Source organism: Portibacter lacus, assembly GCF_021533215.1.
Classification (GTDB): Bacteria; Bacteroidota; Bacteroidia; order Chitinophagales; family Saprospiraceae; genus Portibacter; species Portibacter lacus.
This window is the reverse complement of the sequence record NZ_JAJNKA010000004.1, coordinates 89,695-105,212: the sequence shown is the minus strand read 5'-3', so window position 1 is coordinate 105,212 and position 15,518 is coordinate 89,695. Positions and strand designations below refer to the sequence as shown.

9 protein-coding genes are annotated in these 15,518 nt (G+C 37.4%); 1 reads left to right on the top strand and 8 read right to left on the bottom strand.

What is annotated here, in order from left to right; all coding sequences use genetic code 11:
* Nucleotides 1–6 precede the first annotated feature (6 nt).
* Complete coding sequence (locus tag L2586_RS08045) at nucleotides 7–1,038, top strand: LacI family DNA-binding transcriptional regulator (RefSeq protein ID WP_235292355.1); 1,032 nt, start codon at nucleotides 7–9, stop codon at nucleotides 1,036–1,038.
* 15 nt (nucleotides 1,039–1,053) lie between these two features.
* Here L2586_RS08045 and L2586_RS08040 read toward each other — a convergent pair whose 3' ends face one another.
* From L2586_RS08040 to L2586_RS08005, 8 genes are all read right to left on the bottom strand, one after another.
* Nucleotides 1,054–2,664: a UxaA family hydrolase gene (locus L2586_RS08040; protein WP_235292354.1), complete on the bottom strand. Its 1,611-nt coding sequence runs from the start codon at nucleotides 2,662–2,664 to the stop codon at nucleotides 1,054–1,056.
* 1 nt (nucleotide 2,665) lies between these two features.
* Nucleotides 2,666–4,147, bottom strand: coding sequence for a tagaturonate reductase (locus tag L2586_RS08035; protein ID WP_235292353.1), 1,482 nt, complete (start codon nucleotides 4,145–4,147; stop codon nucleotides 2,666–2,668).
* Between the two features lie 56 nt (nucleotides 4,148–4,203).
* A complete protein-coding gene (locus tag L2586_RS08030; RefSeq protein ID WP_235292352.1) occupies nucleotides 4,204–5,244 on the bottom strand; it encodes a sugar kinase in 1,041 nt (346 codons plus the stop codon).
* Nucleotides 5,245–5,265: 21 nt separating this feature from the next.
* Nucleotides 5,266–6,666, bottom strand: a complete 1,401-nt coding sequence (uxaC, locus tag L2586_RS08025; protein ID WP_235292351.1) for a glucuronate isomerase — start codon at nucleotides 6,664–6,666, stop codon at nucleotides 5,266–5,268.
* 50 nt (nucleotides 6,667–6,716) lie between these two features.
* On the bottom strand, nucleotides 6,717–7,553 hold the full coding sequence (kduI, locus tag L2586_RS08020; protein WP_235292350.1) for a 5-dehydro-4-deoxy-D-glucuronate isomerase: 837 nt from the start codon (nucleotides 7,551–7,553) through the stop codon (nucleotides 6,717–6,719).
* A gap of 251 nt (nucleotides 7,554–7,804) precedes the next feature.
* Nucleotides 7,805–9,028, bottom strand: a complete 1,224-nt coding sequence (locus L2586_RS08015) for a tetratricopeptide repeat protein (RefSeq protein WP_235292349.1) — start codon at nucleotides 9,026–9,028, stop codon at nucleotides 7,805–7,807.
* 182 nt (nucleotides 9,029–9,210) lie between these two features.
* Entirely contained in the window at nucleotides 9,211–13,653 is a 4,443-nt protein-coding gene (locus L2586_RS08010) for a DUF4331 family protein (protein ID WP_235292348.1), read from the bottom strand.
* A 67-nt stretch (nucleotides 13,654–13,720) separates the two neighbouring features.
* Nucleotides 13,721–15,418 carry a DUF4331 domain-containing protein gene (locus tag L2586_RS08005; RefSeq protein WP_235292347.1) on the bottom strand — a complete coding sequence of 566 codons (1,698 nt, stop codon included), beginning with the start codon at nucleotides 15,416–15,418 and terminating at the stop codon, nucleotides 13,721–13,723.
* Nucleotides 15,419–15,518: the final 100 nt, after the last annotated feature.

The following is a 15,518-nucleotide window of genomic DNA, read 5'->3' as shown; positions in this document are numbered from 1 at the left end:
TGAATAATGGGTGATAGAACCACCATTTACGATATAGCAAAAAGACTGAACATTACAGCAGCAACAGTTTCTAGAGCTCTAAGCAATAACTCTAAAATTAGCAAGAAAACTCGAGAGCTTGTTTTTAAAACAGCTGAAGAGATGAATTATAGGCAGAACAAACTTGCCTTAGCGTTGAAAAGTGGGAAAAGTAATAACGTCGGCGTGATTGTTCCTAGAATCGATCGAAATATATTTTCAGCTGTCATTAGAGGTATTGAGGAGAACTTACATTCAGAAGGTTATCAAGTCATCATTTGCCAGTCACATGATGATGAAAAATTGGAAATTGAAAATATCGATGCTTTAATCAATGCACAAGTAGATGGTATCATTATGTCTTTAACATTGGAGACCTCAGAAAAGAACAAGGCGATAAAAAGGATTGTAAAAAAAGGAATTCCACTTATTTTCTTTGATAGAAAAAAAGACATAGAAGGTGTTAGTACGGTAACCATTAATGACTTCGAAGGAGGATATAAAGCTACTCAACATCTAATAGATCAAGGTTGCAAGGAGATTGCTCACCTCGCTGGTGATTTTGCTATAGAAATATATGAAGATAGATACAAAGGATATCGAGAAGCATTAAGTGATAATGGAATTGAATTTCGAGAGGAATTCTTAATTCACACCAGTAGCAAGGTAGAAGATGGACAAAAAGCAACTCGTGCATTATTGAAATTAAAAGAAAGACCAGATGCCATTTTCTCTGCCAGTGATTTTGTCGCATTAGGAGCCATCCAAGAATTACGAGCCCAAGGCATAAAGATTCCACAGGATTTTTGCGTCGTAGGCTTTAGCAATGAGCCGTTCACCAAATTTATGGAGTTATCAATGAGCACTATTGATCAGTCTCCGCGAGATATGGGTAAAATTGCTGCCAATGTATTTTTAGAGCAAGTGACCAATAACGATAATGTGAAAATTCAGAAGAAAGTAGTACTCGCTCCTGAGCTTCTGATTAGAGATTCATCTTCTAGGTTACCCATTAAGTAGTAAGTACTGTATTCCCTACAGAGAAACGCCTCTTCGCCAAGGTATGAAATCATCTTGGTTTAAGGAGACGGCTTTCGACTCAATTTTTCCACTTGCTACATCGATGATGTACTCGAGTAAAGCTTCTCCCATTTCCGCGATGCTCTTTTCCCCTTTGATAACAGGTCCAGTGTCTACATCGATGATATCACTCATTTTACTTGCCAGTTCTGAATTCGAAGAAACTTTAATAACGGGCGCAATAGGATTCCCAGTAGGCGTTCCGAGACCTGTTGTGAATAAAACGATATTCGCTCCAGAGCCTACCATAGCTGTTGTACTTTCTACATCATTTCCAGGTGTACATAAAAGGTTTAATCCTCGCTTGGTGATGTATTCTCCATAATCTAGCACATCAACAACTGGCGACGTTCCTCCTTTTTTTGCGGCACCTGCAGACTTCATTGCATCTGTAATTAGTCCATCTTTGATATTACCAGGGGAAGGATTCATGTCGAATCCTGATCCTGCATCGATGACCGTTTTTTCATACGCCTTCATAAGCGAAAGGAACTTCTTTGCTGAATCTTCATCCACACATCTGTTTACTAATTCTTGCTCTACACCGCAAAGTTCTGGAAATTCAGAAAGAATAGCAATTCCATTCAGTGCAACAAGGAGATCTGAAACATATCCCAGCGTAGGGTTCGCTGAAATTCCTGAAAAACCATCAGATCCACCACACTCAAGACCTATTCTTAATTTGGAGAGTGAGAAGGTTTCTCTTTGTATAGCATTGGCTTTTTTGATACCTTCATATGAATCTTTAATGATGGTACTTAGCATGTTATCGACTGTTCCCATTTGCTGCTGTTCGTAAATTAAAACAGGTTTGCTAATATTAGGATTTATAGCTTTTAGAGCATCTTTAAATATCTCGATTTGTAAATTTTGACAGCCCAGACTAAGGACAGTGGCTCCTGCTACATTCGGATTATTCACATAACCTGCTAGTAGTTTTGCTAAGCTTTCAGAATCTTGTCTGATGCTACCACAGCCGCCAGGATGCGTGATGAATTTTACTTTAATATTGCTGAAAACATCAGTTGTATCTTCATTAATCGCTGGTTCTTGGCTTCCTCCATTCACTAGCGATCGCAGCAACATTCTATGGCTGTTTGTTTTTTGAGTAAGCAACTCTTTTTCGAAGACATCTTTTAATACTTCGATGTTTCTGTTCTCACAGAATACAAGCGGAAAGAAAATCCATACATTTTCAGTTCCTACTTGACCATCAGGCCTTCTGTAGCCTTCGAATGTCCTTTTTTTCCATTTTTCGATATCCGGTGGCGTCCAGGAAAAAGTATCATTTTTGCCTTCTACCTTATCGCTTTGATGCTTTACATTTTCTGTCGTCAGGACTTCTCCCTTCTTGATCTCTTTAGAAGCTTTTCCGACTAGAACACCATACATTATAATTCTGGTACCAATTTCAAAATCCTCCAAGGCTAATTTATGTTTTGCCTTGACGTCTGAAACGGTGAGCATCATTTGATTTTCAAAATTAATTTGCTGACCGCTCTTTAGATTGACTAGAGCAACCGCAACGTTATCATTAGGGTGAACTTTTATTAATTGATTTTGCATTTTAATTTTTTACTTCAAGTTGATTTCGGAAATTAATATAACCATCTTTAATTCCATTTTTTTCAATTTCTTCAAGAGCTAACGTAATCGTATCTGTCAGTGAATCAACTAGATTCAAATTCTGACCCCAGAAAGCCTCATGACCCAGTACTTTTTCTACAACTGCGCTAATCTGAGGCTCATTCCAGAAAGTATTAAACATCGAAATTACATCTTCTGAATCTTTAATTGGTAATTTTTTACCTTTCCATTCTCCTTGATAAAAACGAATTAAGCACGCAAACGAAAAAGTTAAGTTGATAGGAAGTTGACTATTCGCAGATTCGAAGGCTAACAAACTTGGAAGCACTCGCACTTTAAATTTTGCGATAGAATTTAAAGCAATATCTGCTAATTGATGCTTTATAAATGGATTTCGAAATCGATCTAGCACATCATCGGCAAATATTCTTAATTCCTCTTTATCCATGTCTAAAGTTGGAATAATTTCATCAAAAACTGCGTCTCTGATAAATACTCCCGTGAAGTCATTATCTATGGTTTCTTTCACGGTTTCATTTCCAAACAACAAGGAAAATGGAACCATACCAGTATGTGCACCATTCAGAATTCGAACTTTTCTCGTTCTATATGGCTGCATATTATCCACTATTTTCACATTCATTCCTAACTTATGGAAGGGTAGTTTTTCTTTTAACCTTTCATCCCCTTCTATTACCCACAAGAGAAACGTTTCAGCAGTAACGATTAGCTTATCTACATAAGGTAATTTACTATTATAATGGTCAATGTCAGCTCTCGGATACCCAGGTACGATACGATCAACAAGGGTATTGTGAAAGCTATTGTTTGTTAGCATCCATGTTTTAAATGCTTCGCCTAAATCCCAATCTTCTATATATTTTAGAATGATACCTCGAAGTGTATCTGCATTATGGTTGATTAATTCACAAGGAATTATAGTTAATCCCTTATCAGCATTACCCTGAAAATATTGGAAGCGAGTGTAAAGAAACTGGGTTAACTTACCTGGAAAAGTATCAGCTGGCTTAAGTTCATTGTATTCTTCCAATTTATATGCTATCCCTGCTTCTGTAGTATTAGAAATGATAAATTCAAGTTCTTCTTCTTTGGCCAACTCCAGATAAGTATTGAAATCTTCGTAAGGATTTACGCCTTGAACAATATTAGAGATTAATAATTTATCCTGGAATTCTTCTCCTTTTCGAATCCCATTCATGAAAAGGGTATAGAGGCCATCTTGTTGATTAAGCAAATTAACAAGTCCCTTTTCTATAGGTTGGACAACGGCTATTCCAGCATCAAATTCGATTTCATCATTTAGTCTTTGAAAAGCATATCCAATAAAGGCTCTAAGGAAGTTACCTTCTCCAAATTGAACGATTTTAATAGGCAGTTTTTCACTAAGATTTATAGCTAGCCGGTTTAGCGATTTTTGTTCTGTATGTTGTGATGTAATCATAATAAAGGGTTAAAGAATGTAATTAGAGGTTTCTGAAAGATTTAAGATTAAAACATTTACCTAGAAACTCTCCCAGAAGCATCTCCTCCCATTAATTTCTCCACTTCTTCTAAGGTTGCTAAATTCGCATCACCGTAAATCGTATGTTTTAAGCAAGAAGCAGCAACAGCAAAATCTAAAGCTTTCTGGTCCTCACTAGGGTAGGTGAGTAATCCATAAATTAATGCGCCCATAAAGCTATCGCCACCTCCTACACGGTCTACGATGTGTGTGATCTGATATTGTCGAGATTCGTACATCTTTTCTCCATCATACATGACACCAGCCCAAGAATTATGTGATGCAGAAATAGAACCTCTGAGTGTAGTTATTACTTTTTGTGCTTTCGGAAATTTAGCCATCATTTGTTTGCAAACTGAAAGAAAAGCTTGGCCCGAAACTTCATGACCTTGTGTGGTAATGTCTAATCCTTCTGGCTTGATATTGAAATGCTTCTCAGCGTCTTCTTCATTACCAAGAATAATATCACAGTAGGAAGTTAGTTCTGTCATAATCGCTTCTCGATCTCCTCCATAATTCCACAGTTTGGCTCTATAGTTTAGATCCGTCGAAATGGTTATTCCTAATTTGCTTGCGACTTTTACCGCTTCTAAGCAGGCATCAGCAGCTCCTTGGGAAATGGCTGGAGTAATTCCGGTCCAGTGAAACCACTTGGTGCCTTGGAATACTTTTTCCCAATCAATCATGTTAGGTTCTATCTCTGCCATTGCAGAGTGAGCTCGATCATAAACCACCTTGCTTCCTCTAGAAACAGCGCCAGTTTCCAGAAAATAGATTCCTAGACGATCTCCTCCATAGATGATCTGGTCGGTTCCGACACCTCTTTTTCTCATCTCCATCATCGCACATTCTCCGATGTCATTTTTAGGTAATCGGGTAACGAAATCCACATCAATACCATAATTAGCGAGTGAAACGGCAACATTAGATTCGCCTCCGCCGTATATTGCTTCGAAACTATTTGCTTGTGAAAATCTTAAAAATCCCTGTGGGGCTAGTCTTAACATGATTTCTCCAAAAGTTACTACTGTACTCATTTGTTTTTTTGTTTTTTCTGGTTAAAAATTAAAGTATTCTTTGGCATTGAAATAGCAGATGTCAGAAACCAACTTGCCGATCCATTCGATGTCTTCCGGAAGCTCGCCTCTCTTCATTTCATCGCCTAATAAGTTGCATAGAATTCTTCTGAAATATTCATGCCTTGGAAAGGATAGGAAGCTTCTAGAGTCGGTTAACATACCTATGAAACAACTGATCAGTCCCATGTTAGAAAGGGCATTAAGTTGCTTAATCATCCCATCTTTCTGATCTAGAAACCACCAGCCTGATCCGAATTGTACTTTACCCTTGATGCTACCATCATTATAATTTCCGATCATCGTTGCGATGACTTCATTATCTGCTGGATTCAGATTGTAAAGAATGGTTTTGGTCAATTTATCTTTGGTGTCCAGCGCATTCAGGAATCTAGATAAATTTCTCGCTTGTGGGTAATCACTTATTGAATCCCAACCAGTATCAGGTCCTAGTAATTTGGTCATCCGAGCATTGTTGTTTCGCAGTGCACCAAGGTGAAACTGTTGCACCCAAGAAAATTCATGATAAGTCTCCGCAAGGTAAAGTAGGATCGCGCTTTGGAATTGCTCGGCTTCATGAATACTGACCTCTTTATTTGCTCTCTTTTTAGAAAAGATATGCTCTATTTCATTAGTACTAGATGGTTCGAAACTGATGTAATCAAGTCCGTGATCACAAAGCCTACATCCCATCGAATGGAAATATTCTATTCGCTTTCTAAGTGCATCGCAAAGATCTTTATAAGTCGAGATATTAATATCAGCTGCCATTCCGAGCGTATCGATATAATTATTGTATCCATCATTAAGAATGAGAATGGACTTGTCAGGTCTGAAAGCGGTGCTGACTTTTACCTTGAAATCTGTTTTTGCTATTTCTTGGTGAAATTTCAGATTGTCGATTGGATCTTCCGTCGTGCAAACTGTTTCAGCACCTGATTTTAACAGTAAATTTCTGCAACTATATTCAGATGAACTTAGCTTTTTAGCAGTTTCCTGATAAATCTTTCCAGCTGATTGCTCATTCAGGAGGATGTCAATGTCAAAATACCTTGCTAGTTCTAAGTGTGTCCAATGATAGAGTGGATTTCTCATCGTATAAGGAACCGTCTTAGCCCAGGCATTAAATTTCTCTTCATCATTTGCAGATCCAGTTATAAATTTTTCATTTATTCCTAGCGTTCTCATTGCACGCCACTTGTAATGATCTCCGTTGATCCAAACTTTAGTGATGTTATTAAAGATGGTGTCTTCCGCAATTTGCTTAGGAGGAAGATGATTATGGTAATCAATTATCGGTTGATCTTTCGCATAGGTATGATACAGCTCCTCTGCAAAACTATTTTCTAGTAAAAAATTATCGTGGATAAATGCTTTCTTCATTGATTTCGATTAATAATAAATTGGTCTATAAATATTGCTTACTTACCCAGTTATCTTAGTTGATTTGGTGGGCATACATCCATGTCACTGTAGTCTAAGTTTTCTCCTGCCATTCCCCAGATAAATGAGTAGCTAGATGTTCCAGCTCCTGAGTGGATAGACCATTCTGGTGACAAGACAGCCTGTTGATTCTGTAAGAAGATATGTCTAGTGTTTTGGGGCTGTCCTATAAAATGGCAGATGGTTTGCTCTTCTTCTAAGCCAAAATAGAAGTAGGCTTCCATTCTTCTTTCGTGTGTATGTGCAGGCATTGTATTCCATACATTTCCCTCTTTTAATTCCGTTAGTCCCATTTGGAGTTGACATGTTTCAACGATAGAGTTCACGATCAACTTGTACAAAACTCTTCGGTTTGCGTATTTCTCATCACCTAATTGTACAATTTCGGCATTATCTTTTCCCACTTTTTTGGTTGGAAAACTTTTGTGTGCAGGCGCTGAGTTGATATAAAATAGAGCTTGATCAGATCCAGCATTGGAGAAGGTTATTTCTTTCTTCCCTTTTCCTACATACAGAGCTTCTTTTTTATCTAGTTCATAGGATGTACCATCCACCGTAACGACACCCTTTCCGCCGATGTTAATAATTCCTAATTCTCTTCTATCAAGGAAGTTTTCAGATTTAAGGTAGGGGATGGTTTCAAGAGCTAATGCTGATGCATTAGGCATGATACCACCTACGATATATCTGTCGTACATTGAATAGGTGAGGTTGATTTCTCCTGAAACGAATAAGTCAGAAATTAGAAATTGATTCCTGAGTTCGTCCGTTGAATATTTTATGAAATCAGTTGGGTTTGTTGCGTATCTAAAATTAAAATTGGTCATAATTATATATTAATGTAATCGATTACACAAATTTAATATAATTTGGAATTATTGCAAGAAATCCAATTGAAATCAGTGATATTATTTTCGGCTTAGTGGGATAGTGTAATGAAAATAAAATTCTTGAGGAAGTTTAGTTCAGTGCGAAATTGCTGTATACATAGCACTATTCGTTTGAAAGGAGGCAAAAAAAATTACGAACATATGGAATGATCGTAATTTTTTAATTGTTGAAAGTTATTTCTTTATTTCTAGATAGAAGCGAGTTCAGGATGTTGAGAATTGGTTGACTTAGCAACAAGTAAATATTCTTTTGCTATATCTTGCTCTCCTTTCGAAGTATAGATTTTAGCCAGCATTCTATTAACGTCTATATTCTTAGGACGTTTTTCATATTCTATCATAGCAAATTCTAAAGCTTTCTCTTGATCTTCTAAAATTTCATGATAGAGCGAAGCGTATTCTAAGTTCATATTATGACCACTGTCGGTGTCATCCTTTAGCATTACCATAATTTCAGCTATCAAATCCTTCATTTCATCCTCTCTTTTCTGTGTTTTATACAGATTTGCTAATGAAACGTAGAATCCAACTTCTGGAATGATATTGATGGCTTTTTTATAAGTGGCTTCTGCTTCTGTATACAATCCTTGAGAAGCTTGGATATCACCTATTGCGCCTACGGCAAATGGATAATTTGGCCTCATTTCTAGGATTTGCTCATAAACTGACATGGCCATATCTAGTTTACCATATTGTTCATAGATGTTCCCTAGTGTAAGCATTGCCCAAGCGGTTTCTTCAAGTCCTGGATACCCAGATTTAACTGCTAGAATCATGGCTTCGATACTACCATCCACATCACCATATATTTCTCTTAAATAAGAGACACGGCTATAAGATCTAATGTCGGGTTTGATCATCATCATTTTATCGACCAGTTTAATCGCCTTATCGTAGTTTCCTAATTCTACATTGGCATCGACTAATACACCATGAATCTGAGCATTCGACGGATTCATTAATGCAGCTTCATTCCCAGTTGCTAGAGCATCTGCAAATTCATGCAGTGATAATTGGACTCCTGCCTTAGTTGTTAGGGCGAGGAATTTCATATCGTTAGAAATGTCTTTTTGATCAAGTGCGGAATTAAGAACGCTCAATGCTGCTGGATAATAATGTCCGTGTTCTCCTGTAACTCTGGCCTCGCCGATATAGAGTTGTGCCATTTGAATTTTGGATTGAGCATCATCTGGATTATTTGAAATGTTTGCTTTGAAATTACTGAAGTTGTTTTGAACATCATCCCATTCTTTGCCGTTCTGGATGACCTCACTTCTATTGATAAGTGTGGCAATCTGTGGCTCATCATTACCAGATGCGGGAAGGTCAGCGCTACATGAATAAGTAATGGCTACAATTATTGTCAGTAGTGCAAGGGAAAAGAGTTTAGTTTTGAATGTAAGATTTTTCATTTATTATGATTTGAAGATTTTGAAAATTTGAAGTTGCCTTCATGGATAGTTACGCTTACATTTCGATGTTTGGTTTTTTTCTAGCTTAAATAAAAAAGGGCCGCAATAATGTGCAGCCCTTCTTTTCAAAAAATTAAAACCATTTCATGCGGTTCTTCAGGTCGCATGAGTATTCTTGAGTCTTAGTCGATCTTTGTAAATTTGATCGAATGTGTGAAATTTTCATTTCTGATATTTAAGAAATAAACACCACTTTCTAGATTAGACACATCTACATTGCTCGTGTTGTTGTAAATCTGCTGCTCAGATAATAATTGACCAGAGATAGAGTAAATCTGAATATTAGAGTTTGATAATAGAGTTTGCTCTCCATCTAATTCCAAAATTAATTTTCCAGAAGTAGGATTAGGATACATATTGATACCTATTTGCTCTTCGCCTATTTCTATAGTAGAAGACGAGAATGGACAATTAGGCATTTTAACAATCTGTCCTCTGATTTCTCCGTCAGGATTATTAGAAGTATGAATGTTCACATACGTATTTCCTGACTGAATCATATTTGCTAATGAAGCATTAAACTCGTCCGTTACATAAAAGAATGTTCCGCCATTCTCCCATCTATCGGTCATGTTAAATATCACATCACCATTTTCTCCAGTCGCTGCGTTATGAATATGAGCACCTGCGAAATCCGAGCTAAGCTCATTCGCAACGACCATCATATGCATTTCATCAAAGTCTCTATTGAAGGCAATCATTCCAGAACCGGCAGCATTTCCAGCGTTTACAGGACTCGGGATTTCTTGTTCTTGACATACATCATAGGCATATCCATCACGAGCGATTCTGTAAACTTGTCCTCTTAATTCTCCACTTGGGAAAGTAGCAGAGTGAAGGTTTAAATACAGATCACCAGATAGAAATTGAGATAAAAATGATTCATCTATAGGTAATGCATTTGAAGTTTCGATCATGTTATCCATAATGAAATCCGATAAATTTAAAACAACATCACCATTCTCTCCTAAAACTGCATTATGAAAATGAGCTCCAGTTATTTCCCCCGTTGTATTATCAGCAACTATTGCAACGTAAACACTATCTAAAGAAGGCTTAATCCAACCAATTGCTAAGCCGAAACTATTATTATCTAGGGCAGGAACTTCCTGACTTCCAGCTAACCAAGAATCAAAGACTAGCGCTCCACCAAGTGGTACGATTTGTCCTCTGATTTCTCCTCCTGGATTGGCAGCGGTATGAATGTTAACATACAATCCACCAGCTTTCATCATATTAATATAATCTCCTGCTTGTAGTTTAACATTGACCGTATTCCCTACTAAATAAGGAGTAAGATTTTCTACTACATCACCGTTTGCACCTTCATCGGCACTGTGTAGGTGAATTCCTGTGATTGGTCCAGATAATCCTGAAGCTTGAACTTTTATTTCAAGAACATTAGTATTAGAAGTGTAATGAATGGATGCTAATCCTCTACCATCAGTATCAACTGCAGGTACTTCTTGATTTCCTTCTATTTTAGCATAGAATGAAGTAGCAGCTTCTAATCCTAGATTTCCTCTTATTTCACCACCTGGGAAATTTTCAGAATGAATATTAAGGTAGTAATCTCCAGTGATAAAACGTTCTACGTCTTGTCTTGTGACTGCGAAAGTAGATTGGATTCTTCCTTCTGTATAATTTTCAGTAAAATTAAAAACAACATCACCATTCTCGCCAGGTTTAGCAAAGTGAATGTGGGCACCTGCAAATTCAGATGAAAGTCCATTTACCGTTGCGTTAAGCGTAGCCATAGAATAATTTTCTGTAAAAGTTATGGTTGCGACACCTAAGGCTTCAGTTGAAACTCCAGGTACTTCATTAGATCCGCTTAATTTTGCACTAATTAAGAAATCATCGCTAAAATTAGGATCAAAAACATTAAGCATAGGACTTTCGATTTCTAGATTGTAATTCTCTAAGTAAATCGCTGAAGCTCCTGCAAATATTTCATTGTAAAAAGGACTTGCATCTCCACTATCTGTTACGTTAAATCCTAATACACGTCCACCTCCATTTGCTCTCTCCGCTACGAAAATTTGACTTGAAGCAGCATCGTAAGCAACATCAACAGGATTGCCTAAGAAAGTAGAAGCACCTACTATTCTAACTTGCTCATCCATTGAAATAACTCCATCTGCACTTGCTTGTGTGAAGTTTTGAATCGTTACAATAGCTCCATCTGCTGGATCACTTCCTGAGCCAACATCGGTTAAAATCATTAAATCTTGATCTTGAATATAGGTTATCCCATGTGTTCTGATCATACTGTCAATCACTACAGTTCTAGAAGGCTCAAGTGTCCCTTCGCCAGCACTAAGAAAACCTTCGAAAATTGCAAGCTCGTTAGAATTGTCAATGATTGCGTATAGGTTATTCGCTGTCATGTGAATTCCCCACAGATTGATACTTACATCGTTTGTTTTGCTTAATGTTATTTCTGAAGGACTAATCGTATAGGTTACTAACTTATTCACCATATCATTACTTTCGTCTGCATCTTGTGCAACAGTAAGCGAATTTCCAACGACAGCAATTTCTCTACCATTAGTAAAGTCTGAAGAAGAAGTAGCTGTTAACTCTGGTGAAGCAGACATTTGATAATTCTCTATAGCATTACTATATGCATTTATAACATTGTCCGTTCTATTCAGTTGGTAAAGTACATCATCCGTTTCGCTGTAATAAATTCCATCAGCATCCATCGCAGAAGAAGAAATATTCCCCATGCTGATACTGCCATCATCTTCTATGTCATAAACTCCGATTGTAGAGGAAGTATTCGAAGAAACAAAAAACGAAGGATTATTAATCATTTCCTGAGCAACTTCGTCTTCTATAATTTCACCACTACATGCTCCAGTTCCACTAAATGGTTGTGCAACATATGGAAATGATGAATTAAACGGTTTATCGTTTGCTTCTACACCAGTAGAGTAAGTTAATACGTCTAATAAGTCTTGTGTTACAGGACTTGGAGAGTTTGCTGGATCATAATCATCATACCATAGTCCGATTGCAGCCAGAACCACTCCGCCTACTGCTTGTAATTCTATTCTTGTAACATCATCTTCTAGTCTTCTTCCGTTCGGGAATCCATCCATATTCGGTATAAATTCTAGATCAGCTGTCGTATTAAAAGGAGCAACTGTTAATCCTATAGCTGCTGCTTGTACTAATCCTAAAGAACTGAAATTAGCATCATCTCTAGGTGTTACTGGAACGGCCATATTCAGTCTTAACATATCTCCGCCATTAGGCAAGAAATTGTTAATGAAGGGTTTACCAGCAGCTAGTGGATTGCCATCTTTTCCAGTTGCAAGTTGGTAAGGAATGGCATTCGGAACTCCTGTATGAAAAATTGGCCATAAATCCACAGCTCTTGGTTTACCAGGTATAAGGAGTAAGCTAGCATATGCTTCGAAAGCTGTTCCTGTAAGATCTCCATCTGCTAGAGCAGATACGCCATCTCCTCCATTACTGAAATTGAATGCTCCTAAAGAAGCTTTTTGAATTCTTAATGGACCGAATGCTGGAACTGCTCCACCGAATAGGTCATCATCCATATATAATGCTAATTCTGGATTGTAGAAAAACTCATCCATTTCTGTTTCTGCTAACTCATCATATGGTGTTATCGAATTCCAAAAATCCTTATAACCTATTGGAATAACTGCTTCATTAGTTAAAGGCATTCCAAGTCTTGAAACTTGTACCCAATCTCCAGAAAAGCTAGGTGCACCTGTTGCAGATAAAGTCTGTATAGCAGGACGAGAAGCGGAAGCCCAAACTCCTATAACATAATCAGGATCAAGAATCGTACTTGGCGATGCCGCAGCTCCAGATTTTAAAAGAGTTGAAATTGGTATTTGTATAGCAAGTGTACTTACGTTGTAACAACCGACACCATCAACAGCTTTTCCGTTTTGACGAGGTGCATTGCCTAAATCAAAAATACCTCCTAGATCCACAAAGAATGGATCATCACTTGGACCTGCAAATACGGTTTCCCCAGTAGAAGCAGTTGTAATACCTCCATTCCATAATGCATCATAAGTAGTGTTTAGCCCAGCTCCGCCTGTAATAGATCTTTCTCCTATATTATTAGGTGGAACGATTCCATTCTCGACGATAACAGAAAACGTTTGTCCTCCATCTAAGCTTCTTTCTAAAGTATAAGTAGCTTTTTGATTTTGCTTACCTAATCTCATATTGAAAAAAGTGGTTGGGTCTTCATTTTCAATGTTAAAGGTGAACCTGTATGTAATTTCATCTCCCACGATAGAAGCGTCATTATCTACATGAATTTCATAACGAATGTTTTCTCCGAAAGTGTAGTAGTTCGGCCCTCCTTGCGGTAATTGGAAAGGAATATAAGTTGCAATTAACGTAACGGTATTCGGATTATCAGGACTACGAAAAGCATACACATCTACATTATCAGCGAGTGGATCACAAGAAATAAGCGGTGCTTCACGGTGGCTAGATGCCATTATTTGAGTCATGGTTACTAATACTATGACCAAGCATAATAGAAGTTTGAATTTTTTAAATTTTTTCATTTTTATATTTTTTAATCTTAGAGGCTTATTTCGGCCGTTAAAGAATTTCTTTCTAGTAATTAATAATCTATTGTCTAACTGCAGTTCCTCTCCAAGGCTGAGCCATATAAGGGAATGAAGTTGTAAAAGGAACATCATTCTTCTCTACACCTGTTGTATAGGTAAGAACATTGAGTAGATCTTGCGTTACAGGGCTAGGAGAAGTAGATGGATCATAGTCATCATACCATAAACCTATTGCTGCTAGCACAACACCACTTACAGCTTGTAATTCTATTCTGGTTACATCATCTTCCAGTCTTCTACCATTTGGAAAACCATCCATATTAGGAATGAATTCAAGATCTGTAGTTGTGTTAAAGGGTTCTACTGTTAAGCCGATTACCGCTGCTTGCACTAAACCTAAAGAAGAAAAATTCGGATCATCTCGTGGAGTAGGCGGAACAGCCATATTTAATCTTAACATGTCACCACCATTTGGTAGAAAATTATTGATAAATGGTTTTCCATTTCCTAGTGGGTTACCACCTTTTCCAGTTGCAAGTTGGTAAGGAATTGCATTAGGAACACCAGTATGGAATATTGGCCATAAATCAACAGATCTAGGTTTTCCTGGAATAAGTAGTAAACTACCGTATGCTTCGAAAGCGGTTCCTGTTAAATCTCCATTTGCTAGAGATGCTACACCATCATGGCCATTCGAAAAATTAAAAGATCCTCTTGACGATTTTTGAACTCTAAGTGCTGCGAATGCAGGTACTGCTCCTCCGAATTGGTCATCATCCATGTATAAAGCAAGTTCAGGATTGTAGAAATATTCATCCCAAGTTGTTTCTGCTAATTCCTCATAAGGTGTTAACCTATTCCATGCATCTTTATTTCCTATTGGAATAATTGCTTCATTTGTTAAAGGCATACCAAGTCTAGAAACTTGTATCCAGTCACCACTTACATCATAAGTACCATCAGATTTTAATGTTTTAATTGCTGGTCTTGAAGCTGAAGCCCAAACTCCTATAACATAGTCTGCATCCAAGATATTAGTTGGAGTACTCGGTGCACCTGCTTTTAATAGCGTTGAAATTGGCACCTGAATAGAAATGGTATGTACATTATATTTTGCGAGTGCATCTCTCGACGGGCCGTCTTGTCTTTTTGCATCTCCCAAATCGAAAATAGCTCCTAAGTCCACGAAAAATGGATCATCTACAGGACCTGCAAAAACTTTTTCACCTGTAGAGGCCGTTAAAATTGCGCTCTGAAATAATTCATTGTAAGTGGTGTTTAAACCAGCTCCACCTTCGATAGATCTAGGTCCAATATTTGGTGGTGGAACAACTCCATTAGAGATAATAGTTGAAAACGAAGCGCCTCCATCTATACTTCTTTCTAAAGTGTAAGTGGTTTTTAAATTTTGTTTTCCAAGTCTTATATTAAAGAAGGTTGTCGGATCTTCATTTTCTTGGTGGAAGGTAAATCGATAAGTTATTTCATCACCTACGATAGAAGCATCATTGTCGATGTGAATCTCATATCTGATATTCTCACCAAAGGTATAGTAATTAGGTCCTCCAAAAGGCAATTCGCCTGGAATATAATTCGCTATTATGGTGATCATATTTGGATCGTCAGGGCTTCTGAAAGCATACAGATCTGTATTATCTGCAAGTGGATCATTAGCAATTAGCGGCGCTTCTCTATGAGATGAAGATTCAGCAGCATGCCAAATCATCAACATAGAACAAATCAGTAAAATTTTTTTCATTGTTTGTAAGAATTTAAATTGAAAAGAAAATGAAACGAAGGATAAACTATTATCCCGTCTACAAAATCAGATACGGTAGGAATAGATTTCTTGGTTTTAT